Genomic DNA, 24284 nt, shown 5'->3' with positions numbered 1-24284 from the left:
GCCATGCAGCTCGCCGTCTGGACCTATGAAGGCCCGCCCCATATCGGGGCCATGCGCATCGCCACCGCGATGGAGGGCGTGCACTACGTGCTGCACGCGCCGCAGGGCGATACCTACGCCGACCTGCTCTTCACGATGATCGAGCGTCGGTCGAAGCGCCCGCCCGTCACCTACACCACCTTCCAGGCGCAGGACCTCGGCGGCGATACCGCCAACCTGTTCCGCGATGCGGTGCTGGATGCCTATGACCGCTTCCGCCCGCAGGCGCTGCTGGTGGGTGCAAGCTGCACGGCGGAGCTGATCCAGGACGATCCGGGCGGCCTCGCGAAGACGCTCGGCCTGCCGATCCCGGTCGTGCCCCTCGAGCTTCCCGCCTATCAGCGGAAGGAGAATTGGGGCGCGTCGGAGACGTTCTACCAGCTGGTCCGCGCCTGCGCCGGCCCGCATGTCCCGCCGCCCGGCACGAAGCGCGCCCGCGGCGCCACGCCCCGCTGCAACATCCTCGGCCCGACGGCGCTCGGCTTCCGGCACCGCGACGACGTGCCGGAGGTGGAGCGGCTGCTGGAGACGCTGGGCATCGAGGTCAACGTCATCGCGCCGATGGGCGCGACGCCGGCGGACCTGGCGCGACTCGGCGATGCCGATTTCAACGTCGTGCTCTACCCGGAAGTGGCGGGGCAGGCGGCGTCCTGGCTCAAGCGCAGCTTCGGCCAGCCCTTCACCACCATCGTCCCCATCGGCGTCGGCGCCACGCGCGATTTCGTCGCGGAGGTCGCGGCCCTGGCCGGCGTGCCCGCCACCACCGCGACCGGCACGCTGCGCCTGCCCTGGTATTCGCGCTCGGTGGACAGCACCTATCTCACCAACAAGCGCGTCTTCATCTTCGGCGACGCGACGCATGCCATCGCGGCCGCGCGGGTCGCTTCCCAGGAACTCGGCTTCCAGGTCGTCGGCCTCGGCAGCTATTCGCGGGAGTTCGGCCGCGAGATCCGCGCCGCCGCCGCGACCCATGGCGTGGAGCCGCTGATCACCGACGACTACCTGGAGGTGGAGCAGCAGATCGCGGCGCTGCAGCCGGAACTGGTCCTGGGCACGCAGATGGAACGCCACGTGGCCAAGCGCCTCGGCATTCCCTGCGCGGTCATCTCGGCCCCGGTGCACGTCCAGGATTTCCCCGCCCGGCATTCGCCGCAGATGGGGATCGAGGGTGCGAACGTGTTGTTCGACACCTGGGTCCACCCCCTGATGATGGGGCTGGAGGAGCATCTCCTCGGCATGTTCCGGGAGGATTTCGAGTTCAACGACAGCGCGTCGCCGTCCCATCTGGGGCACGGCGCGCCGTCACAGCTGGGTAAGGAGGCAGCGCCCGCCGCGCAGCCCCTGCCCGCGCCCGCGGCAGTGACTCCCCACGCTGCCGCGGGCGACCCCTCTGCCGCCGTCACTGGCACGCTGGTGGTCACCTGGGGTGCCGATGCCGAGAAGGAGCTGAAGAAGATCCCCTTCTTCGTCCGCGGCAAGGCGCGTCGCAACACCGAACGATTCGCGCAGGAACGCGGCATCGGGACCATCACCCTCGAGACGCTCTATGACGCCAAAGCGCATTTCTCGAGGTGACTTTCGTCAAGACACGCAGGAGGCAGCATGCCTGAGGGCGTGAACCGTATCGGCACCACGATGCGCGTCGTGGTCGTCACCATGGATAGTCATCTGGCCGGCGCCATGATGCAGGCCCGCGCCACGCTGCGGCGGGAAGTCCCTGGGCTCGAACTCGCCGTCCACGCCGCCGATGAATGGGGCAGCGACGCCGCCGCGCTGGAGCATTGCCTGGCCGATATCGCCCGCGGCGACATCATCATCGCCGCCATGCTGTTCCTCGAGGATCACATCCGCCAGGTGCTGCCCGCGCTGAAGGCGCGGCGCGATGCCTGTGACGCCATGGTCTGCTGCATGTCGGCCGGGGAGGTGATGAAGCTGACGCGCATCGGCCGCTTCGACATGAGCGCCGAGGCAACCGGCATCATGGGCATGCTGAAGCGGCTGCGCGGTGCCAAGAAGGAAGGCGCGCCGGCCTCCGGCAAGGGCCAGATGAAGATGCTGCGGGAGTTGCCGAAGCTCCTCCGCTTCATCCCCGGCACGGCGCAGGATGTCCGCATCTATTTCCTGGCCCTGCAATACTGGCTGGCTGGCAGCCAGGCGAACCTGGCCAACCTCGTCCGCATGCTGGTGAACCGCTACGCCACGGGTCCGCGCGCCCGCCTCGCCGGCACGCTGAAGGTCTCGCCCCCGATCGAGTATCCGGAGGTCGGCCTCTATCATCCGCGGCTGCGCAGCCAGGTGACGGAACGCGTGGACCAGTTGCCGAACGAGGGTCGTCTCGGCACCGTGGGTTTGCTGGTCATGCGGTCCTATGTGCTCGCCGGCAATGCTGCGCATTACGATGGCGTCATCGCGGCGTTGGAGACCAAGGGGCTGCGCGTCATCCCCGCCTTCGCCTCGGGCCTCGACAACCGCCCGGCGATGGAACGCTTCTTCATGCGGGATGGCGCGCCGGCGGTGGACGCGGTGCTGTCGCTCACCGGATTCTCGCTTGTCGGCGGCCCCGCCTACAACGATGCCCATGCGGCGGAGGAGATGCTCTCCCGCCTCGATGTCCCCTACCTCGCGGCGCATCCCCTCGAATTCCAGACCATCGAGCAGTGGGATGGCGACGCACGCGGCCTGACGCCGGTCGAGGCGACGATGATGGTCGCGATCCCGGAACTCGACGGCGCGATCTGGCCCATGACCTATGGGGGCCGCTCCACTGCGGGGGCCGAGGATGTGCGCCGTGACATGGTGCCCCACCGCGAACGCGCGGCGACGCTGGCGGACCGCGTCGCGAAGCTGGTGGCGCTGCGACGCAGCGCGCGGCGGGACCGCAAGGTGGCGGCCGTTGTCTTCAACTTCCCGCCCAATGCGGGCAACACCGGCACGGCCGCCTACCTCTCCGTCTTCCAGTCGCTGTTCAACACGCTGACGGCGATGAAGGCAGCGGGCTACACGGTCGATGTCCCTGCCGATGTGGACGCGCTGCGGGCCGCGATCATCGAGGGCAACGCGGCGCAATACGGCGCCATCGCCAATGTCGCGGCGCGCATCCCCGCCGATGACCATGTGCGGCGGGAGCCCTATCTGCGCGACATCGAGCGCCAATGGGGCCCGGCACCCGGCCGCGTGCAGTCCGATGGCGCGACCATCCATGTGCTCGGCGCCCGCTTCGGCAATGTCTTCGTGGGCGTGCAGCCCGGCTTCGGCTGGGAAGGCGACCCGATGCGCCTGCTCTTCGAACGCGGCTTCGCCCCCACCCACGCCTTCAGCGCCTTCTATCGCTGGATCCGGGAGGATTTCGGCGCCCATGCCGTGCTGCATTTCGGCACCCATGGCGCGCTGGAATTCATGCCGGGCAAGCAGGCCGGTCTTTCCGCCGATTGCTGGCCGGACCGGCTGATCGGAGACCTGCCGAACCTCTACCTCTATGCCTCGAACAACCCGTCGGAGGGCATGCTGGCCAAGCGGCGCGCGGGGGCGGCGCTGATCAGCTACCTGACGCCGCCGGTGACGAATGCCGGCCTCTATCGCGGCCTGCTGGACCTCAAGGCCTCGCTCGATCGCTGGCGGGCGCTCGAGCCCGACTGCGACGCCGCCGTGCGCGCCTCCCTCGCGCAGCTCGTCCAGGCGCAGGCCTCGGCGGTGGATCTGGCCGCGGCGGAGCCAGCCTGGACAACTGATGCGGCACCGGAGGCAATCCGCCTGCTCGGCAATGCGCTGCTGGAACTGGAATACACGCTGATCCCGCACGGGCTGCATGTGGTGGGCGAGGTCCCCAACCGCGAACAGCGCGCCGCCATGCTGGATGCCGCCGGCGTGCCGCTGGGGGAGGAACGCTCGCGCCTCGATGCCCTGCTGGCCGCGGAGCACGAGATCCCGGCGATCCTGCATGCGCTGGATGGCGGCTACATCCGCCCCGCGCCCGGCGGCGACCTGCTGCGCAACACCGCGGTGCTGCCCACGGGCCGCAACCTGCACGGCTTCGACCCCTTCAAGATCCCCTCCGCCTTCGCGGTGAAGGATGGCGCCCGCCAGGCGGACCGCCTGCTCGCGCGCCACCAGGCCGATGGCAAGGGCCTGCCGGAGACGGTGGCGATCGTCCTCTGGGGCACCGACAACCTCAAGACCGAGGGCGGCCCCATCGCCCAGGCGCTGTGGCTGATGGGCGCCGAGCCGCGCCACGACAGCTACGGCCGCCTGACCGGCGCGAAGCTGATCCCGCTGGAGGTGCTGGGCCGCCCGCGGATCGACGTGATGGTCACGCTGTCCGGCATCTTCCGCGACCTGCTGCCGCTGCAGACCCGCCTGCTGGCGGAAGCCGCTTTGCTCGCGGCGGAAGCCGAGGAGCCCGTCGAGCAGAACTACATCCGCAAGCACGCCCTGGCCTTCATCGCGAGCCATGGCGGCACGATGGAACAGGCGGCGCTGCGGGTCTTCGGCAATGCGGAAGGCGCCTATGGCGCCAACGTCAACCAGATGCTCGATGCCGGGCTCTGGACGGATGAGGACGAACTCGCCGAGGCCTATGTGAAGCGGAAGGGCTTTGCCTATGGCATCGACGGCAAGGCCGCGCGCCAGGACAAGGTGCTGGGCCACATGCTCGGCAGCGTCGATGTCACCTACCAGAACCTCGACAGCATCGAGGTCGGGCTGACGACCATCGACCAGTATTTCGACACGCTCGGCGGTATGTCCCGCGCCGTGCGCCGTGCCCGCCACGGCCAGGAAGCCGCCGTCTATGTCGGCGACCAGACGCGCGGCGAGGGCACCATCCGCACCGTCGCCGAACAGGTGGCGCTGGAGACGCGGACTCGCGCGCTGAATCCCAAGTGGTTCGAGGCGCTGCTGGCGCATGGCTATGAGGGCGTGCGCCAGATCGAGGCGCAGGTCACCAACACCATGGGCTGGTCCGCCACCACCGGCCAGGTCGCGCCCTGGATCTACCAGCAGATGGCCGAGACCTACATGCTCGACCCCGCGATGCGGGAGCGGCTGGCGAAGCTCAACCCCACCGCATCGGCCAAGATCGCCAACCGCCTGATCGAGGCGCAGGAGCGCCGCTATTGGGAACCGGATGCCGAGGTCCTGGAGGCGCTGAAGCGCGCCGGCGAGGAACTCGAGGACCGGATCGAAGGAATCACCGTGGAGATGGCCGCATGACCGTGATCATGAGACCACCGCCGGGGGCGAGCATCTCCCGTCGCGGCGACGGCGACGGCAGCGTCCAGGTCCATATGGACGACCCGCTGAAGATCGACGGCGCCAAGGTCTTCGCCGTTTATGGCAAGGGCGGCATCGGCAAGAGCACGACGAGCTCCAACCTCTCGGTCGCCTTCGCCAAGCTCGGCAAGCGCGTGCTGCAGATCGGCTGCGACCCGAAGCACGACAGCACCTTCACCCTGACCGGCCGCATGATCCCGACGGTGATCGACGTGCTGGACGGCGTCGGCTTCCATTCGGAGGAGCTGCGGCCGGAGGATTTCGTGGTGGAAGGCCGCCACGGCGTCATGTGCGTGGAAGCCGGCGGCCCGCCGGCCGGCACGGGCTGCGGCGGCTATGTCGTCGGCCAGACGGTGAAGCTGCTGAAGGAGCATCACCTGCTGGAAGACACGGATATCGTGATCTTCGACGTGCTGGGCGATGTGGTCTGCGGCGGCTTCGCGGCCCCCCTGCTGCATGCCGATCGCGGCGTGATCGTCGCGGCCAACGATTTCGACAGCATCTTCGCGATGAACCGCATCGTCGCCGCCATCAAGGCGAAGGCGGCGAATTACGGGGTCCGGCTGGGGGGCGTGATCGTCAACCGGTCGAAGGACACCGACCAGATCCAGAAATACAACGAGGCGACGGGCATGAAGATGCTCGCGCATCTTCCGGACCTCGACATCATCCGCCGCTCCCGCCTGAAGAAGGCGACGCTGTTCGACATGGACAGCTCGCCGGAGGTCGAGGCCGTGCGCGCGGAATACCTCCGCCTCGCCGCCGGCCTTCTCGCCGGCGTCACGCCGCTGGACGCGACGCCGCTGAAGGATCGCGAGATCTTCGACCTGCTGGGGTATGACTGACGTGCCGACCGCGACCTACCAGACGCGCCGGGGCGAGCTTGAGACCTACTTCGACCGCACCGCGGTCAAGGCATGGGAGAGGCTGACCTCCGACGCCCCGGTCGGGCGCATCCGCGCGACGGTGCGGAAGGGGCGGGAGGAGATGCGCAACACGCTCCTCTCCTGGCTGCCCGCCGACCTGACCGCGCGCCGCGTCCTGGATGCGGGTTGCGGCACCGGTGCGCTGGCGGTGGAAGCCGCGCGGCGCGGCGCCGATGTCGTCGCCGTCGACATCTCGCCGACGCTGGTGCAGCTGGGGCGCGACCGCACCGCGGGCCGGCACGGCACGGGGCAGGTGAGCTTCCATGTCGGCGACATGCTGGATGAGGGCTTCGGCGCCTTCGACCACATCGTCGCCATGGATATCCTGATCCACTACCAACCCGCCGACGTGACCCGCGTGCTGGGGCTGCTGGCGAAGCGTACCGCGGGCTCCGTCGTCTTCACCTTCGCGCCGCGCACGCCCCTGCTGGCGGCGATGCACAATGTCGGCAAGCTCTTCCCACGCGGCGACCGCGCGCCGTCCATTGTCCCGGTCGCGCCTGGCCATCTGCGCGCGCTGATCGAGGCTGATCCCGCGCTGCGGGACTGGACCATCGGGCGGGAGAGGCGCGTCGCCGGCGGTTTCTACATCTCCCAGGCGCTGGAGCTTCGCCGGCGATGAGCACGCAGCCCGGCCGCATCATCCGTCTCTGGCAGGGCGTCGGCCCGCATCTCCTGCCCTTCGCCAGCGCGACGTCGGAGCGTCTGCCGATGTCGCGGCTGCTGCGCCTCTCGCTGTTCCAGATCTCCTGCGGCATGGCGGCGATCCTGCTGGTCGGCACGCTCAACCGCGTCATGATCGTGGAGCTGAAGGTGCCGGCCTGGCTGGTGGCGAGCATGGTCGCGCTGCCGCTGGTCTTCGCGCCGCTGCGCGCCCTGATCGGCTTCCGGTCGGACAACTACAAATCGGTTCTCGGCTGGAAGCGCGTGCCCTATCTCTGGCTCGGCACCACCATCCAGTTCGGCGGGCTCGCCATGATGCCCTTCGCGCTGCTGGTGCTGTCGGGCGATACCTGGGCGGACCCCTGGGCCGGGCAACTGGCCGCTGCCATCGCCTTCCTGATGACGGGGGCGGGGATGCACATGGTGCAGACGGTGGGGCTCGCCTTGGCGACGGACCTGTCGCCGCGCGACCAGCAGCCCAATGTCGTCGCCATGCTGTCGGCCATGCAGCTCTTCGGCATGGTGCTGGCGGGGCTGATCTTCGGCGCGCTGCTGGCGGATTTCTCGCAGCTGCGCCTGATCCAGGTGGTGCAGGGCGCGGCCGCTCTGACGCTGGTGCTGAACTTCATCGCCGCCTGGCAGCAGGAAGCGCGCGACCCCAGCCGCACCGCGCGGACGGATGCGGAGGAGCCGGGCTTTCTCGAGAGCTTCCGCATGCTGCGCCGGACCGGGCCCTGGAACCGCCGGCTGCTCGGCGCGGGGCTGGGCACTGCGGGCTTCGCCATGCAGGACGTGCTGCTGGAACCCTATGGCGGCCAGATCCTGGGCCTCACGGTCGGCGGCACCACGGCGCTCTCGGCCGGCCTAGCGGCGGCGGCGGTCTGTGGCTTCCTGCGGGCGGCGCGGCGGCTCAGCCAGGGCACGGATGCCCATATGGTCGCGGCCCATGGCGCGCTGTTCGGCATCGCGGGCTTCACGCTGATCGTCTTCGCCGCGCCCTTCGACACGGCCATCCTCTTCGCGCTCGGCATCCTGCTGATCGGCTTCGGCGCGGGGCTCTTCGGCCATGCGACGCTCACCGCCTGCATGGCCTCCGCGCCCGCGGACCAGGTGGGCCTGGCGCTCGGCGTCTGGGGGGCCGTGCAGGCCACCGCCGCCGGCTGCGCCATGGCCTTCGGGGGCGGGCTGCGGGATGCGGTCTCCTCCCTCGCGGAATCCGGCGCGCTGGGCGATGCCATGATGAGTCCTGCCACCGGCTATGTCGGCGTCTATCTCATCGAGATCGCACTGCTCTTCGTCACTCTCGCCGTCGTGGGCCCGCTGGTGCGCAGGCAGCGCCAGCCCGCCCTGCAGCGGCAACACGGGACCGGCATCGCCGGCCCCGCGCCCGTGTAACCCGAACTGCATCCAAGGAAGCGGAGGCCGCATGTCCACGCCCGTCAATTTCGACATCGCCGCGATGTCGCTCTACGTCTTCTTCGCCTTCTTCACGGGGCTGGTGCTGTGGCTCCACCGTGAAGGGAAGCGGGAAGGCTATCCCCTGGTCTCCGACCGGCCGGAGAAGCCGCTGCGCGCGCCCATCCAGGGCTTTCCTGGCGTGCCGGATCTGAAGGTCTTCAAGCTCGCCCATCCCGAGCACATCCCGGCGCGCGAGCCCGAGCGGGACATCAGCGCGCATGTCGTGGCCTATGACCCCTATCCCGGCGCGCCCCTGATCCCGACCGGTGACGCCATGAAGGACGGCATCGGCCCGGCTGCCTGGGCGCATCGCGCCGACGTGCCGGACATGACCTTCGACGACAACGTCCCCAAGATCGTCCCCCTGCGCGCTGCGCCGGGCTGGGTGGTGGACGAAGGCTGCCCCGATCCCCGCGGCAAGCCGGTCCGCACGCTGGATGGCAAGATCGCCGGCGTGGTCGTGGATCTCTGGGTCGACAAGTCCGAATACATCCTCCGCTACCTGGAAGTGGAGGCCACCGGCAGCGATCGCCGCGTGCTGGTGCCGATGTTCCTCGCCACCGTGAACAGCAACGGCGTGGTACGCGTCGTCTCCGTCACGGCGGAACAGCTGGCCGCGGCGCCGGGCATCAAGAACCCTGAGCAGATCACGCTGCTCGAGGAGGACAAGGTCGCGGCCTATTTCGGTGGCGGCCACATGTATGCGACGCCGGACCGGATCGGGCCCTTCGTATGAGCAACCCGGCGAAGCTGCCCATCTTCGAGCATGACGGGGAGCCCGTCCCGGGCCTCCCGGCCATGCTCCCGGAAGGGGAGGTGATCCTCTGGCAGGGCGCGCCTCGCTGGGGCGGCATCGCCAGGCGGGCGCTGCACCTTCGCGGCCTCGCGCTCTACTTCGCCCTCATCGGCGTGCTGCGCGGCACGGCCCTCGCAGCGGAGGGGGCCTCGACGACCGATGCGGTGCTGGGCGGGCTGCTGATGCTGGTGGTCGGCGCGGTGCCGATCGCGCTGCTGGCCGGCTTCGCCGTGCTGGCAGCGCGCACCTCGCTCTACACCATCACCAACCGCCGCGTGGTGATGCGCGTCGGCGTCGCGCTGCCCATGACGATCAGCCTGCCCTTCGCCCTGATGCAGAGCGCGGGCGTCGTGAAGCACGCCGATGGCACGGGCGACATCAGCATGGCGCTGACGGCGCCGCATCGCGTCGCCTGGATTGCGGTGTGGCCGCACACGAAAAGCTTCCGCTTAGCGCGGCCGGAGCCCACACTGCGTGCGCTGGCCGATGCGGATCAGGCCGCGCAGATCCTGGCACGGGCGCTCGCCGCCCATGCCGCGATGCCGGTCCCGGCGATGGAGTCCGGCAGCAATCGCCAGACCGCGCGCCCCGGCGCCGCGGCACTGGCCTGAAGGGGAGGGAGGCGATGGCACAGACAATGCGGCGACCCGTCTTCGCCAAGGGGCCGCTGCTCGGCGCCGGTCTCCTCATCGCCGCGACGCTGGCGCTGACGACGGCACCGCCGATCGGTGGCGGCGTGCAATACCAGGGCGAGGTGAATGCCCAGCGCGACCTGCGCTTCACCGATCGCGCCGATGGCGGCGTCACCGTCACCGATGCGCGGACGGGCCAGCCCATCGGCGAACTCGCACCCGGCGAGGATGGCTTCATCCGCGGCGCGCTGCGTGGCCTGGTGCGGGAACGCCGGATCGGCGGCCTGGGCCAGGAGACACCCTTCCGCCTCACCGGCTGGTCCGATGGCAGGCTGACGCTGGAAGATCCCGCAACCCGCACGCGGCTGGACCTTGCCGCCTACGGCGCCACCAACGCCGAGAGTTTCGCGCGTTTCCTGTCAACCAAGGAGAGTCAGAGATGAACGGCCACTGGGGAGTGGGCCGGGCGATCTTCGGCGGGGCTGAGACCCTCGAAGTGCCCTGTTCAGTGGATATCGAACGCACGGCGGACAGCTTCCATGCCTATGCGGTGCCGGAGGACGTGTTCCTCAAGCCCGGCGACCAGGTGATCGTGCATGGCACGCCCGATCGCGTGGAATTCGGCGAGCGCTACACCTTCGAGACCAGCGCGACGGTGATCCGCGCCAACGCCTTCCAGCGATTCTGGACGCAATGGGTCGCGATCTTCGAGCTGACGGAACTCTACCACTGCGGCTTCGAGCCGAAGGAGGTGGCGTGATGGACTCGCTTCCCCCGAATGGTCTGACCCCCGGCGGCCGGCCCGACGCCGATGGCGTCGCGACGCGGATGGCGCTGACCGAGACCGTGCTCTCGCCGCGCTTCTACACCACCGATTTCGACGCGATGGACAGCATCAGCATCGAGCCTGTGCGCAAGCAGTGGGACGAGATGATGGCGGAATTCCACGCCGACCCGAATCGCGGCCACTTCACCCGCACGGCGGAGTTCGACCAGTTCGACCTGAAGTCGCTGCCGGAGCCCCTGCAGAAGGAGCTGCTGGAATTCCTCGTCAGCTCCGTGACGGCGGAGTTCTCGGGCTGCGTGCTCTACGCCGAGATCAAGAAGCGCGTCACCAATCCCGACATGAAGGACATCTTCAGCGTGATGGCGCGGGATGAAAGCCGGCATGCCGGCTTCATCAACGACGCGCTGAAGGACCTTGGCGTCGGCGTCGACCTCGGCTTCCTGACCAAGGCGAAGAAGTACCACTACTTCCAGCCGAAGTTCATCTTCTACGCCACCTACCTGTCGGAGAAGATCGGCTACGCCCGCTACATCACCATCTTCCGCCAGTTCGAGCGGCACCCGGAGCTGCGCTTCCACCCGATCTTCAAGTGGTTCGAGAACTGGTGCAACGACGAGTTCCGGCATGGCGAGGCCTTCGCCCTGCTGATGCGCGCCAACCCGCACCTTCTTCATGGTTTCAACACCTATTGGGTGCGATTCTTCCAGCTCGCGGTCTTCGCCACCATGTATGTGCGGGACCATGCGCGGCCGGAATTTCACAAGGCGCTCGGCATGACGCCGACGGAGTATGACATGCGGGTCTTCCGCATCACGGAGGAGATCTGCCGCCAGGTCTTCCCCGCGACGCTCGACATCGACAACCCCGCCTTCCTTCGCGGGCTGGAGCGGCTGCGGAAGATCTCGGATGCGCTGGGCGAGGCGAAGCGGCAGGGTGGTATCACCGGGCGCATCAAGCGCATCGGCCTCTCTGCCGCGGCCGCCGCCAGCTTCGCGCGGCTCTACTTCCTGAAGCCCCGCCGCCACGCCCTGCCGGACGATGCCCGGCTGGCGCCGGCCTGGTAGGCGGGGCAGGACCCCATGGCGGAGCATGGCCTGCCCGCGCTGTTCACCCTCTTCCTCTGGTGGTTCAGCACGGGCGTGATCCTCTACCTCGACGGTCTCCGGCAGGAGACCTTCCGGTGGACCATGCTCGGCGCCTCCACCCTGGCGCTGGCAGGCCTTGCGGGCCTGCATGCCACGGCCTGGGACACGACGATCCAGGGCGCCTACATCGCCTTCGTCTGTGCCGTGCTGGTCTGGGGCTGGATCGAAACGGCCTTCCTCACCGGCATGGTCACCGGCCCCTCCCGCGCGGCCTGCCCGCCGGGCGCAACCGGCTGGGTGCGGCTGCGGGCAGCGCTGGCGGCGATCCTCTGGCATGAACTCGCCATCATCGCCGGCGCAGGGCTGATCCTGGCCGTCACCTGGGGCGGATCCAACCATGTGGGATTCTGGACCTTCATCGCCTTCTGGGTGATGCGGCAGAGCGCCAAGCTCAATGTCTATCTCGGGGTGCGCAACCTGGCGGAGGCTTTCCTTCCCGACCATCTGCGCTATCTCGAGAGCTTCTTCCGTCGGCGGCGGATGAACGCGCTGTTCCCGGTCTCCGTCATCGCCGGCACCGCGGCCTGCGTGCTGCTGTCGATGAAGGCGGCCGCGCCGGGCGCGACGCCGCATGAGGTGGCGGGGTTCTCGCTGCTCGCGAGCCTCGTGGCACTCGGGCTGCTGGAGCACTGGTTCATGGTGCTGCCGGTGCCCGCGGATGCGCTGTGGCGCTGGGGGCTTGCCTCCCGCTCCGCCGCGCAACGGGAAGGGCGGCCTTCGCCCTCGCCCGTCGCTTGATCCTGCGCAAGGCCAGGGCGGCACGCCGCTGCCAGGCTGCGCGAAACACCAGGCCATCGGGGCGGTTCCCGGCGGCTGACGACACGGCCATGGGGGGTCCGAGATGAACTACGAGTCCTTCTTCCGCACCCAGCTCGATGGCCTGCGGCGCGAGGGCCGGTATCGCGTCTTCGCCGATATCGAACGCCAGGCCGGCGAATATCCGAAGGCGATCCGGCACCGCAACGGCCGCACCTCCGAAGTCACGGTCTGGTGCTCCAACGACTATCTCGGCATGGGGCAGCACCCGAAGGTGCTGGCCGCGATGCATGCGGCGCTGGACCGCTACGGCGCGGGCGCCGGCGGCACGCGCAACATCTCCGGCACCAACCACGAACACGTCCTGCTGGAACGCGCGCTGGCCACGCTGCACGGCACGGAGGACGCGCTGCTGTTCAACAGCGGCTACATGTCCAACTGGGCCTCGCTTTCCACCCTGGCTTCCCGCATGCCGGGCTGCGTGATCGTCTCCGATGAGATGAACCACGCCTCGATGATCGAGGGCATGCGCCATAGCCGCGCCCAGCGCCGCATGTTCCGCCACAACGACGTGGCCGATCTGGAACGCGTGCTGGCGGAACTCGACCCGGCCTGCCCGAAGCTCGTGGCCTTCGAGAGCGTCTATTCCATGGATGGCGACATCGCCCCCATCGCCGCGATCTGCGACGTGGCGGAGAAGTACGGCGCCATGACCTATTGCGACGAGGTGCATGGCGTCGGCCTCTATGGCGCGCATGGCGGCGGCATCACGGACCGCGATGGCGTCTCCCACCGCCTCACCGTCATCGAGGGCACGCTGGCAAAAGCCTTCGGCGTGATCGGCGGCTACATCGCCGGCAGCAATGCCATGTGCGATTTCGTCCGCAGCTTCGCTTCCGGCTTCATCTTCTCCACCGCGCTTCCCCCCGCCGTCGCCGCCGGCGCGCGGGCGAGCATCGAGCATCTCATGGTCTCGAATGTCGAGCGTGAGCGGCTGCACGAACGCGCGGCGACGCTGCGCCGCCGCCTGGATGCGATCGGCGTGCCGCACCTCGACAATCCCAGCCACATCGTGCCGGTGATGGTCGGCGATCCCGTGGTCTGCAAGGCGATCAGCGACATCCTGCTGGATGACCACGGCGTCTATGTGCAGCCCATCAACTACCCGACGGTGCCGCGCGGCACGGAAAGGCTGCGCATCACGCCGGGCCCCGTGCACAGCGACGCGGATATGGATCACCTGGTGGCGGCGCTCTCCGCCGTCTGGTCGCAATTCAGCCTGAGGCGGGCCGCCTGATGGACCAGGCGCCCGGCAGCCTTCCCGCCAAGGGGGAGGAGGCGATGGCCAGCACCGTTGCGCGGCGCCGTCGCTTCGCGCCGCCGGCGCCGACGGGCAAGCCCGTCTTCCCCTTCGATGCCATCGTAGGGCAGGACGAGACGAAGCTCGCCCTGCTGATCGCCGCCGTGGACCAGTCCGTCGGCGGCGTGTTGGTCTTCGGCGATCGCGGCACCGGCAAGTCCACCGCGGTGCGCGCCTTGGCGGCGCTGCTGCCGCCGATGGAGGTCGTGTCCGGCTGCCGCTTCGGCTGCGATCCCGCCAAGCCCGCGCGAGACTGCGCCCATTGCCGCGGCCTGTCCTCGCCGCCTTCCCAAACCGTGCCGGTGCCGGTGGTGGACCTGCCGCTCGGCGCCACGGAGGATCGCGTCGCCGGCGCGCTCGACATCGAGCGGGCGCTGGCCGAGGGCGTGAAGGCCTTCGAGCCCGGGCTGCTCGCCCGCGCCCATCGCGGCTTCCTCTACATCGACGAGGTGAACCTGCTGGAGGACCATCTCGTGGACCTCCTGCTCGATGTCGCGGCCTCCGGCGAGAATGTCGTGGAGCGCGAGGGCATCAGCATCCGCCACCCCGCCCGCTTCGTGCTGATCGGCTCCGGCAACCCGGAGGAGGGGGAGCTGCGCCCGCAACTGCTGGACCGCTTCGGCCTGAGCGTCGAGGTCCGCACGCCGACTGACCTGCCGACGCGGGTCGAGGTGGTGCGCCGCCGCGACTCCTTCGAGCATGACCCCGAGGGGTTCGTCGATCGCTGGCACCGCGCCGCCCAGGCCACGCGCAAGAAGATCCTCGCCGCCCGCCGCCTGCTGCCGCGGATCACCGTGCCCGATGCGACCGTGGAGAATGCCGCGCGGCTCTGTCTGGCGCTCGGCACCGATGGGCTGCGCGGCGAGCTCACGCTGATCCGCGCCGCGCGCGCGCTCGCGGCGCTGGAGGGCGACCGGGAGGTGACGCTGGCGCATCTCCGCCGCATCGCTGCCCCCGCGCTGCGCCATCGCCTCCGGCGCAACCCGCTGGACGAGGCTGTCGCCACCACTCGGGTCGAACGGGCACTCACGGAAGTGTTCGGCGCGTGACGGAAGCGGCGGGACACCCGCCGGCCGAGGATGCGGCCCGCGCCGCGCTTCTGCTGGCCGTGGATCCCGTCGGCCTCGGCGGCGCCGCGCTGCGCTGCGCGCCGGGTTTTCCGCGCGACCGCTGGCTCGGCCTGCTGCGCGTGGCGTTGCCCGAAGGCGTGCCCCTCAAGCGCCTGCCGATCGGCGTGCCGGATAGCCGCCTGCTGGGCGGGCTCGACCTGACCGCGACGCTCAGCGCCGGCCGGCCGGTGCTGGAACGCGGCGTGCTGGCCGATGCGCATGGCGGCCTGGTGCTGGCCGCGATGGCGGAGCGGATGGACAGCGCGACGGCGGCCAAGATCGCCGCCGTGCTGGATGCCGGAGAGGTTGCGGTCCAGCGCGATGGGCTCGGCGTGACCATCCCCGCCCGCATCGGCCTCGTCGCGCTGGACGAAGGCGCGTCGGAGGAGGAGCAGCCGCCCCCTGCGCTGCTGGAACGCCTCGCCTTCCGCCTGGCGCTTGATGAATTGCCGCAGCAGGCGGTGCTGCGCTGGCCGGTGCCGGACCGCGCCGCCATCGCCGCCGCCCGCGCGCGCCTGCCCGATGTGGCGGTGCCTGAGGCGACGCTGGAGGCGCTGGTCGCCGCTGCGCTCGCCTTCGGCATCGACAGCGCCCGCGCGCCCCTGCTGGCGCTGCGCACGGCCCGCGCCGCGGCGGCGCTCGCGGGGCGTGACACGGTGGGGCCGGAGGAGGCCGGTCTCGCCGCGCGCCTCGTCTACGGCCACCGCGCGACGCGCCTGCCGGCCGCAGAGGAAGCGCCGCCCGAGCCGCCCCCGCCCGAGCCTCCGCCGCCGGACGCCGAGAGCAGCGCGGAGCAGAAGCCCGAGGGTGGGCCGGACCCGCAGGCCCTGCAGGAGATGCTGCTGGCCGCCACCCAGGCGGCGCTCCCCTCCGGCCTGCTGGCCGCACTCGGCGCCGATGCCCGCAACGCCGCCCGCCGCAGCGCCGGCGCGCAGGGGCGGGAGGGTCAGCGCCGCCAGTCGCGGCTGCGTGGCCGCCCCATCGGCACCCGCGCCGGGACGCTGCGGGATGGCGCGCGGCTGTCGATCGTGGAGACGTTGCGCAGCGCCGCGCCCTGGCAGCCGCTGCGTCTGCGCGAACGGGCCGGCCGACCCGGCCCGCGCATCCTGGTCAAGCGCGACGACATCCGCCTGATGCGCTTCCAGCAGAACACGGAGACGACGGCGATCTTCGTCGTGGATGCCTCCGGTTCCGCCGCGCTGCATCGCCTGGCGGAAGCCAAGGGCGCGGTGGAGATGCTGCTGGCGGATTGCTATGTCCGCCGCGACCGCGTGGCGGTCATCGCCTTCCGCGGCCAGGCGGCGGAGTTGCTGCTGCCGCCGACCAATTCCCTGGTGCGCGCCAAGCGCAGCCTCGCCGGGTTGCCTGGCGGCGGCGCGACGCCGCTGGCCCTCGGCCTCGATGCCGCCATGGCCCTGGCGGAGGAGGAGCGGCGCCGCGGCCGCACGCCGCTGGTCATCCTGCTGACGGATGGGCGCGCCAACATCGCCCGCACCGGCACGCCGGGCCGCCCGCAGGCGGAGGCCGATGCGCTCTCCGCCGCCGTGCCGTTCCGCCTGGCGGGCCTCTCGACGCTGCTGGTCGATACCGCGCCGCGCCCTGCCCCCTTCGCGAAGCAGATGGCGACCGCGATGGGCGCGAAATATCTCGCCCTGCCGGCGGCGAATTCGGAAAAGCTCTCGGCCGCGGTCACCGCCACCCGCGGCGCGGCGTGACGCGCCATGGCGCAGTATCCGGCATGGGATCGCGAGGGCCGCGACTGGCCCAACCGGGAGGCCAGCCGCTTCGTGCAGGCCGCCGGTTTGCGCTGGCATGTGCAGGTGATGGGGCAGGGGCCCGTGCTGCTGCTGCTGCACGGCACCGCCGCCGCCACGCACTCCTGGCGTGCCCTCATGCCGCTGTTGGCGGACCACTTCACCGTCGTCGCGCCCGACTTGCCGGGGCATGGTTTCACGCAGCCCGTGACGGGGCCGCGCCTGTCGCTGCCGGGCATGGCGGCGTCGGTCGGCGCGCTGCTGCAGGTGATGCAGATGAAGCCTGCCCTGGTCGCGGGGCATTCCGCCGGGGCGGCCATCCTGCTCCGCATGGCGCTGGACCAGCGCATCGCCCCCGCTTCCATCATCAGCCTGAACGGCGCGCTGCAGCCGCTCGGCGACCAGCACGCGGCCTTCTTCACCCGCACCGCGCGGCTGCTGGTCGGGCTGCCCTTCGTGCCGAGCCTCTTCGCCTGGCGCGCCGCGGACAAGGCGGTGGCGGAGCGGCTGCTGACGGATACCGGCAGCCGGATCGAGGCCGCGGGCGTGGACTACTACGCCCGCCTCTTCCGCCACTCCGGGCACCTCGCCGCCGCCCTCGGCATGATGGCGAACTGGGACCTCGTGCCGCTGCTGCGGGACCTGCCGCGCCTAGCGCCGCGACTCGTGCTGGTGGTCGGCGCGAAGGACCGCGCCGTGCCGCCCGCGCAGGCCGAACGCGTCCGCGCCCGGCTGCCGACCGCGCGCATCGTCACGCTGCCCGGCCTCGGCCACCTCGCGCACGAGGAAGCGCCGGACCAGGCCGCGGCGATCATCATCGCGGAGGGCGCGGCATGATCGCTTCGCGCTCGCATCCCGCTGCCCCGCGCGCTAGCCTGCTGTCATGGCAGGGAGGTCCGACATGACGAACGCCGAGGACCTTGCCGTCTGCCATCGCCTGCTGTCGGGCGGGTCCAAATCCTTCCGCGCCGCCTCCCTGCTGCTGCCCGCGCGCATCGCCGACCCCGCCGCCGCGCTCTACGCCTTCTGCCGTGTCGCGGATGACGAGATCGATGAGGCCGCGGCCACGCAGGAAGCGCTGGCCGGGCTGTATCGCCGGCTCGACGACATCTATGCCGGACGCCCTCAGGCCCATGCCGCGGACCGCGCCTTCGCCGGCGTCGTCACCGCCTTCGGCATCCCGCGCGTGCTGCCGGAAGCCTTGCTGGAAGGCTTCGCCTGGGATGCGGAGGGCCGGCACTACCGCGACCTCGCGGCGCTGGAGGATTACGCCGCGCGCGTCGCCGCCACCGTCGGCGCCATGATGACGCTGCTGATGGGCGTGCGTGATCCCGTCGCCATGGCACGCGCCTGCGACCTCGGCGTCGCCATGCAACTCACCAACATCGCCCGCGACGTGGGGGAGGATGCGCGCAACGGCCGCCTCTACCTCCCGCTCGACTGGATGCGGCAGGAAGGCGTGAACCCCGCCGAGTTCCTGGCCGACCCCGTCTTCACCCCGGCGCTCGGCCGCGTGGTGCAGCGGCTGCTCGATGCCGCGGACGCGCTCTACGCACGGTCGGAGCAGGGCATCCCGCTGTTGCCGCGCGATTGCCGCGCGGGCATCGGTGCGGCGCGCCACGTCTATGCGGAGATCGGCCGCGCCGTCGAACGCCAGGGCCTCGATTCCGTCAGCCGCCGCGCCACCGTCTCCGGCCGCCGCAAGGCCTGGCTGCTGGCGCGCAGCATGGCCGCCCTCGCACTGCGCCCCGCGACGGAAGCGGCGCCGCCGCTGCCCGCCACGCGCTTCCTCGTGGATGCCGTGAGCGCCACCCCCGCGCCGCAGGATCGCGCCGCGCCGCAGCGCCTGCCCGACCGCATCGCCTGGGCCGTCGAGCTCTTCGACCGGTTGGACCATGACCCCGGACAATTCGCGCGCTGACGCGCGCTGCTGTCGCGTTGGGTTGACACACATCAAGGCCTGATCGCCGCCGCCCGCGCCAGGATCACCCCGCCGGCCAACGGTGGGAGGCGTCGATGCGCATTGTCCTGGTTCATCCGAACTACCACTCCGGCGGCGCCGAGATTGCGGGCAATTGGCCGCCCGCCTGGGTCGCCTATCTCGCGGGCTATCTGAAGAACGCCGGCTACACCGACGTCACCTTCATCGACGCGATGACGGACCACATGAGTGACGACCAGGTGCGCGATGCGTTGCGCCTGCTGCAGCCGGACCTGGTGGGCGCCACCGCCATCACGCCGGCCATCTACGCCGCCGAATCGCTGCTCAAGCTGGCCAAGGAATGCTGCCCCAAGGCCGTCACCGTGCTGGGCGGCATCCATGGCACCTTCATGTATCCGCAGGTGCTGACGGAAGCGCCCTGGATCGACGCCGTCGTGCGCGGGGAGGGGGAGCAGGTGCTGCTCGACCTGGTCCGCTGCATCGATCGCGGCGCCTGGGCGACCGAGCGCGGCACGGTGAAGGGCATCGCCTATCTCGAGGATGGCAAGGTCACCGCCACACCCGCCGCCAAGCCCATCGCGGATCTCGACCTCATCCAGCCGGATTGGGGCATCCTCGACTGGAAGAAATACATCTACATCCCGACCGGCAAGCGCGTCGCCATCCCCAACATGGCGCGCGGCTGCCCCTTCACCTGTTCCTTCTGCAGCCAGTGGAAGTTCTGGCGCGACTACCGCGTACGCGATCCCAAGAAGGTGGTGGACGAGATCGAGACGCTGGTCCGCGACCATGAGGTCGGCTTCTTCATCCTGGCGGACGAGGAACCGACCATCCACAAGAAGAAGTTCGTCCAGTTCTGCGAGGAGATGATCGCCCGCGGCCTGCCCGACAAGGTGCAATGGGGCATCAACACCCGTGTCACCGACATCCTGCGCGACGAGGCGCTGCTGCCCTTCTACCGCAAGGCCGGCCTCGTCCATGTCTCCCTCGGCACGGAAGCGGCGGCGCAGCTCAAGCTCGACCGCTTCAACAAGGAAACCACGGTCGCGCAGAACAAGCGCGCCATCCAGCTGCTGCGCGACGCCGGCATCGTGACCGAGGCCCAGTTCATCGTGGGGCTCGAGAACGAGACGGTGGAGACGCTCGAGGAAACCTACCGCATGGCGCTGGACTGGAACCCGGACATGGCGAACTGGGCCATGTACACGCCCTGGCCCTTCAGCGACCTGTTCCAGGAACTCGGCGACAAGGTGGAGGTCTTCGACTTCTCCAAATACAACTTCGTCACGCCGATCATGAAACCGGATGCGATGGACCGCGCCACGCTGCTCGATCGCACCATGGCGAACTACCGCCGCTTCTACATGCGCAAGGCCTTCCTGGGCTACCCCTGGGAGAGGGACAAGCGCCGGCGCAGCTACCTCGTCGGCTGCCTGAAGGCCTTTCTCAAATCGGGCTTCCAGCGGACCTTCTACGACCTCGGCAAGGTCGGTTACTGGGGCCCGCAGTCGAAGAAGAACGTCGACTTCCGCTTCGACGAAAGCCGCACGCTGGCCGCCCGCAACCCCGTCGCCATCCCGCACAACGCGATGTGGAAGACCATGCACCGGCCGAAGGTGAAGCTGCCCGCGGCCAATGCTGCCGCGATGGCCTGCGGTGGCGGCAAGGAACAGTATGAGGAGGATGAAGCACCGCGGATGAAGGCCTGCGGCGGCGGCACGCAGCAGCTGCCGGAATCCGTGCAATCCCCGGTGCGCGAGTAGCGCCATGGATGGCGGCGCGGCGATGGCGGGCGGCCGCATCGGCCCCAACGCCATCACCCGCATGGCGGAGGCCATGCGCAACTCGATCGGTGAGGCGCGCGCCCGCGCGATCTTTGCCGCGGCGGGGCTGGAACAGCGGCTCGACCACCCGCCGGCGGCGATGGTGCCGGAGCGCGAGGTCACGCTGTTGCATCGCGCGGCGCGCGACGCGCTCGGCACCGCCCATGCCACGCAGCTCGCGCGGCGCGCGGGGATGCTGACGGGCCAGTACCTGCTGGCCCATCGCATCCCGAAGCCCGTGCAATGGCTGCTGCGCGCCCTGCCGGCACCGGTGGCGGCGAGGCTCCTCGTCAAGGCCATCGCCCGCCACGCCTGGACTTTCGCGGGCAGCGGCCGCTTCAGCGCGCGGCCCGGCAATCCGCTGGTGCTGGAAGTGGCTGGCGGGCCCATCGCACTGGCGGGCCCCGCGGAACAGCCGGTCTGCGACTTCTACACCGCGACCTTCGGCACGCTGTTCCGCGCGCTGGTCAATGCGGAGGCGCAGGTGGTGGAGACCCAATGCACCGCCATGGGCGCCACCTCCTGCCTCTTCGAGGTCCGCTGGTAGCGGACGCTACTTCGCGACCACCATCCGGTAGAGATGCCAGGTCGCATGCCCCAGCACCGGCAGCGCGACCGCGAGGCCGATGAACAGCGGCAGCGACCCCAGCAGCAGCACGACGGCCACCACCAGGCCCCAGCCCAGCATCGGCACCGGGTTTGCCGCGAAGGCCCTGACCGAGGTCCCGACCGCCTGCGCCACGCCGCCATCGCGGTCCAGCAGCATGGGGAAGGACACCACCGTCAGCACCAGCACGGCCAGCGCGAAGCCGGCTCCCGCCAGGTTGCCCCAGAGCAGCAGCCGATGGCCGTCGGGCGTGCTGAACACCACCCGCATCGCCTCGCTTGCATCCGCCGGCAGCGTGCCGACCGTGCTGGCGAAGATCAGATGCGCCACCCAGAGCCACGCCAGGAAGATCGCCGCCAGCAGCAGCGCCAGCGCCGTGATGCTGCCGATCGCGGGGGATCGCAGCACGTCGAAGGCGTTGCGCCAGCCTGCCTTGAAGCCGCGCTCCCGCCGCCGGCTGATCTCATACAGTCCGAGCGCCGCCACCGGCCCCACCAGCGCGAAGCCCGCCGCCATGGGGTAGAGCAGGTGCATCGCATCGCCGCCCGCCGCCAGCGTCCCCGCCAGCAGCCCGACCAGCGGATACAGCACGCAGAGGAATACCAGCTGCGTGGGAGCCGCCACGAAATCCGACCAGCCCCGCCTGAGCGCCGTGCCGAGCGCGTCCATCCCGATCCGTCGCACCTCAGGGCGATCGGCCACCATCGGGGCCGTCGCCGTGGTCCAAGCCTCAGCCATCGCGTGATCCTCCGGGGAGGGTTGCGCGGACGGCCCGCTGCCGGCGGTGACCAGCAAGGGACCCCGCAGGCGAGACATTGGCGCGAAACGCGCGGCTTCCCGTTCAAGCCGCCGTGAGAATCGTCAATGCAGCTTCACACCCGGCTCCGCCCGCTGGCTCACCAGCCCCGCCAGCGTGCGCCACAGCGTCGGCGCGCTGCCATGCAGCGCGGTCTGGTGCATCTTGTAGAGCGACCGGTACATCAGCCGCGCGAAATAGCCCTCGATGAACATGGACTTGCCGACGAGGAAGCCCATCAGGCTGCCGACGGTGCTGTACTGGCCCAGCGAGACCAGGGAGCCGAAGTCGCGATAGACGAAGGGCGCCGGCGTGCCGCCCGCGATGATGGTCTCGATCTGGGTGAAGAGATGCGCGGCCTGCTGGTGCGCCGCCTGCGCGCGCGGCGGCACCCAGGCTCCCTCTCCCCGCGGGCAGGCCGCGCAATCGCCCATGGCGAAGACCGATGGATCGCGCGTCGATTGCAGCGTCGGCGTCACCACGATCTGGTTGATCCGGTTGGTCTCCAGCCCGCCGATCTCCTTCAGGAAATCCGGGCCCTTCACGCCGGCGGACCAGACCGTCAGCTCCGCCGGCAGCAGCGACCCATCGGCGAAGACGACGCCATCGGCCCGCACCTCCGCGACCCGCGTGCCGGTCTTCACCTCCACGCCCATCTGCTCCAGCAGCCTGGTCGTCGCCTCCGAGATCCGCTCCGGCAGCGCGGGCAGGATGCGCGGCGCGGCCTCCACCAGCACGATGCGGATGTCCTGCTCCGGCTTGATGCGATCGAGCCCATAGGCGACGACGGCGCGCACCGTGCGATGCAGCTCCGCCGCCAGCTCCGTGCCCGTCGCGCCGGCGCCGATGATGGCGATGTGCAGCTGGCCCGGCCGCACCGGCTCCTCCTGCGCATTGGCGCGCAGGCAGGCATTCACCAGGCGCCGGTTGAAGCGGCTGGCCTGTTCCGGCGTCTCCAGCGGGATGGCATGGCGCGCGGCGCCGGGCGTGCCGAAATCATTGGTCACGCTGCCGACCGCCATGATCAGCGTGTCGTAGCCCAGGCGGGACGCCGGCGTGATCTCCCGCCCCTCCTCATCCAGCATGGCGCCGAGCTCGATCTCCTTCGCCGCCCGATCCAGCCCCACCATCTCCCCGAAGCGGTAGGTGAAGTGGTGCCAATGCGCCTGGGCCAGGTAGTTCAGCTCATGCTGCGCGCGGTCCATGCTGCCGGCGGCCACCGCATGCAGCAGCGGCTTCCACAGATGGGTGCGCGCCTTCTCCACCAGCGTCACCGTGGCGCGTCGCCCGTCCCGGTACCGGTCGCCGAGCCGCGTCGCGAGTTCCAGCCCCGCCGCGCCGCCGCCCACCACCACGATGCGATGGGGCCCCGCCCCATCGGCACTGGCACCTGCTTCCATGGGAAGGCTCCTCGGTGGCGCGCCAGCGGCGAAAGCCGTTGACTTCAGTGTCAAGATAGACTGACAGTATGAACTGACAAGCAAAGATGACGGCTCGCCTGTTCGCGACCCCATCGCCACCCCGGACCGGGGCGGCCACCGCATGGAGGATAGCCGCATGGACGCCATGACGCGCATCGAATCGAGCCTGGCCGATGCGGTGCTCTACGCGGAGGCCACCGGCGCGCCGCCGCGCCTGGCCGCCGCGCTGCGCCATGCCGTCTTCCCCAAGGGCGGGCGCATCCGCCCGCGCCTCACGCTGGCCGTCGCCGCCGCCTGCGGGGACGACAAGCCGGCGCTCTCCTCCGCCGCCGCGGCGGCGATCGAGCTGCTGCATTGCGCCAGCCTGGTGCATGACGACATGCCCTGCTTCGACGATGCCGCGACGCGGCGCGGCAAGCCCAGCGTGCACCGCGCCTTCGGCGTGCCGCTCGCCGTGCTGGCCGGCGATGCGCTGATCGTGCTGGCTTTCCAGACCCTCGCCCGCGCCGCCCCCTGCGCGCCGGAACGGCTCGGCCCGCTGATGATCACGGTGGGCGATGGCGTCGGCGTGCCCTTCGGCATCGTGGCCGGCCAGGCCTGGGAATGCGAGCCGCGCGCCGACCTCTCCGAATACCAGCGGCAGAAGACCGGCAGCCTCTTCGCCGCCGCCACCATCGCCGGCGCCGCCGCCTGCGCCCATGCGGAGCCCGAGGCCTGGCGCCTGCTGGGCGACCGGCTGGGGGAGGCCTACCAGGTCGCCGACGACCTCCGCGACGCGGTCGAGGATGAGGCGACGCTGGGCAAGCCCGTCGGCGTGGACAAGGCGCTGGGCCGGCCGAGCGCCGTCGCCGAATTCGGCCTGATGGGCGCCGTCGCCCGCCTGCGGCGCCTGTCCCAGGATGCGGTGGAGAGCATCCCCGAATGCCGCGGCCAGGCCATGCTGCGCGGGCTGATCCTGCAGGAGGCCGGGCGCCTGGTGCCGCAGAAGCTGGCGGCCTGACG

Annotated in this window: 21 protein-coding genes; 19 read left to right on the top strand and 2 right to left on the bottom strand. The window is 70.4% G+C overall.

What is annotated here, in order from left to right:
* The first annotated feature begins 3 nt into the window (after nucleotides 1–3).
* The 18 genes from bchB to bchJ all read left to right on the top strand — a co-directional run bounded on the left by bchB (nucleotide 4) and on the right by bchJ (nucleotide 21005).
* Entirely contained in the window at nucleotides 4–1614 is a 1611-nt protein-coding gene (gene bchB / locus G3576_RS16090; RefSeq protein ID WP_164695446.1) for a ferredoxin:protochlorophyllide reductase (ATP-dependent) subunit B, read from the top strand.
* A gap of 27 nt (nucleotides 1615–1641) precedes the next feature.
* Nucleotides 1642–5247 carry a magnesium chelatase subunit H gene (locus G3576_RS16085; RefSeq protein ID WP_164695445.1) on the top strand — a complete coding sequence of 1202 codons (3606 nt, stop codon included), beginning with the start codon at nucleotides 1642–1644 and terminating at the stop codon, nucleotides 5245–5247.
* Entirely contained in the window at nucleotides 5244–6152 is a 909-nt protein-coding gene (bchL, locus tag G3576_RS16080; RefSeq protein WP_164695444.1) for a ferredoxin:protochlorophyllide reductase (ATP-dependent) iron-sulfur ATP-binding protein, read from the top strand. The genes G3576_RS16085 and bchL overlap by 4 nt, the downstream gene beginning before the upstream one ends.
* A complete protein-coding gene (bchM, locus tag G3576_RS16075) occupies nucleotides 6145–6855 on the top strand; it encodes a magnesium protoporphyrin IX methyltransferase (protein ID WP_207622858.1) in 711 nt (236 codons plus the stop codon). Before bchL ends, bchM begins: the two co-directional genes overlap by 8 nt.
* On the top strand, nucleotides 6852–8291 hold the full coding sequence (locus G3576_RS16070) for a BCD family MFS transporter (RefSeq protein WP_164695442.1): 1440 nt from the start codon (nucleotides 6852–6854) through the stop codon (nucleotides 8289–8291). The genes bchM and G3576_RS16070 overlap by 4 nt, the downstream gene beginning before the upstream one ends.
* A 31-nt stretch (nucleotides 8292–8322) precedes the next feature.
* The gene (puhA, locus tag G3576_RS16065; RefSeq protein WP_164695441.1) at nucleotides 8323–9090 is read left to right on the top strand and encodes a photosynthetic reaction center subunit H; all 768 of its coding nucleotides are present in this window, start codon (nucleotides 8323–8325) and stop codon (nucleotides 9088–9090) included.
* A complete protein-coding gene (gene puhB, locus G3576_RS16060) occupies nucleotides 9087–9761 on the top strand; it encodes a photosynthetic complex putative assembly protein PuhB (RefSeq protein ID WP_164695440.1) in 675 nt (224 codons plus the stop codon). The genes puhA and puhB overlap by 4 nt, the downstream gene beginning before the upstream one ends.
* Nucleotides 9762–9775: 14 nt before the next feature.
* Nucleotides 9776–10225, top strand: a complete 450-nt coding sequence (gene puhC / locus G3576_RS16055) for a photosynthetic complex assembly protein PuhC (RefSeq protein WP_164695439.1) — start codon at nucleotides 9776–9778, stop codon at nucleotides 10223–10225.
* Nucleotides 10222–10542: a hypothetical protein gene (locus tag G3576_RS16050; protein ID WP_164695438.1), complete on the top strand. Its 321-nt coding sequence runs from the start codon at nucleotides 10222–10224 to the stop codon at nucleotides 10540–10542. The genes puhC and G3576_RS16050 overlap by 4 nt, the downstream gene beginning before the upstream one ends.
* Nucleotides 10542–11633 carry a magnesium-protoporphyrin IX monomethyl ester (oxidative) cyclase gene (acsF, locus tag G3576_RS16045; protein ID WP_164695437.1) on the top strand — a complete coding sequence of 364 codons (1092 nt, stop codon included), beginning with the start codon at nucleotides 10542–10544 and terminating at the stop codon, nucleotides 11631–11633. Before G3576_RS16050 ends, acsF begins: the two co-directional genes overlap by 1 nt.
* A 15-nt stretch (nucleotides 11634–11648) precedes the next feature.
* Nucleotides 11649–12452 carry a putative photosynthetic complex assembly protein PuhE gene (gene puhE / locus G3576_RS16040; RefSeq protein ID WP_164695436.1) on the top strand — a complete coding sequence of 268 codons (804 nt, stop codon included), beginning with the start codon at nucleotides 11649–11651 and terminating at the stop codon, nucleotides 12450–12452.
* 103 nt (nucleotides 12453–12555) lie between these two features.
* Nucleotides 12556–13767, top strand: a complete 1212-nt coding sequence (gene hemA / locus G3576_RS16035) for a 5-aminolevulinate synthase (RefSeq protein WP_164695435.1) — start codon at nucleotides 12556–12558, stop codon at nucleotides 13765–13767.
* Nucleotides 13767–14879: a magnesium chelatase ATPase subunit I gene (bchI, locus tag G3576_RS16030; RefSeq protein WP_407926121.1), complete on the top strand. Its 1113-nt coding sequence runs from the start codon at nucleotides 13767–13769 to the stop codon at nucleotides 14877–14879. Before hemA ends, bchI begins: the two co-directional genes overlap by 1 nt.
* Complete coding sequence (locus G3576_RS16025; RefSeq protein ID WP_164695434.1) at nucleotides 14876–16654, top strand: magnesium chelatase subunit D; 1779 nt, start codon at nucleotides 14876–14878, stop codon at nucleotides 16652–16654. Before bchI ends, G3576_RS16025 begins: the two co-directional genes overlap by 4 nt.
* A gap of 6 nt (nucleotides 16655–16660) precedes the next feature.
* On the top strand, nucleotides 16661–17530 hold the full coding sequence (gene bchO / locus G3576_RS16020; RefSeq protein WP_164695433.1) for an alpha/beta fold hydrolase BchO: 870 nt from the start codon (nucleotides 16661–16663) through the stop codon (nucleotides 17528–17530).
* A gap of 64 nt (nucleotides 17531–17594) precedes the next feature.
* Entirely contained in the window at nucleotides 17595–18614 is a 1020-nt protein-coding gene (locus tag G3576_RS16015) for a phytoene/squalene synthase family protein (RefSeq protein WP_207622857.1), read from the top strand.
* Nucleotides 18615–18709: 95 nt separating this feature from the next.
* On the top strand, nucleotides 18710–20398 hold the full coding sequence (gene bchE, locus G3576_RS16010) for a magnesium-protoporphyrin IX monomethyl ester anaerobic oxidative cyclase (protein ID WP_164695431.1): 1689 nt from the start codon (nucleotides 18710–18712) through the stop codon (nucleotides 20396–20398).
* A 4-nt stretch (nucleotides 20399–20402) separates the two neighbouring features.
* Nucleotides 20403–21005, top strand: coding sequence for a bacteriochlorophyll 4-vinyl reductase (bchJ, locus tag G3576_RS16005; protein WP_164695430.1), 603 nt, complete (start codon nucleotides 20403–20405; stop codon nucleotides 21003–21005).
* A 6-nt stretch (nucleotides 21006–21011) separates the two neighbouring features.
* Here bchJ and G3576_RS16000 read toward each other — a convergent pair whose 3' ends face one another.
* Both G3576_RS16000 and G3576_RS15995 read right to left on the bottom strand, forming a co-directional pair.
* Complete coding sequence (locus G3576_RS16000; protein WP_164695429.1) at nucleotides 21012–21803, bottom strand: DUF2189 domain-containing protein; 792 nt, start codon at nucleotides 21801–21803, stop codon at nucleotides 21012–21014.
* Nucleotides 21804–21926: 123 nt separating this feature from the next.
* Nucleotides 21927–23261 carry an NAD(P)/FAD-dependent oxidoreductase gene (locus G3576_RS15995; protein WP_164695428.1) on the bottom strand — a complete coding sequence of 445 codons (1335 nt, stop codon included), beginning with the start codon at nucleotides 23259–23261 and terminating at the stop codon, nucleotides 21927–21929.
* Nucleotides 23262–23418: 157 nt separating this feature from the next.
* Between G3576_RS15995 and G3576_RS15990 the strand changes: the two genes are divergently transcribed.
* Complete coding sequence (locus G3576_RS15990; protein WP_164695427.1) at nucleotides 23419–24282, top strand: polyprenyl synthetase family protein; 864 nt, start codon at nucleotides 23419–23421, stop codon at nucleotides 24280–24282.
* Nucleotides 24283–24284 lie beyond the last annotated feature (2 nt).

It is taken from the genome of Falsiroseomonas algicola (assembly GCF_011040385.1).
Taxonomy (GTDB): Bacteria; Pseudomonadota; Alphaproteobacteria; order Acetobacterales; family Acetobacteraceae; genus Falsiroseomonas; species Falsiroseomonas algicola.
The sequence above is the reverse complement of the archived record's forward strand: the minus strand, read 5'-3'. Positions and strand labels throughout refer to the sequence as shown.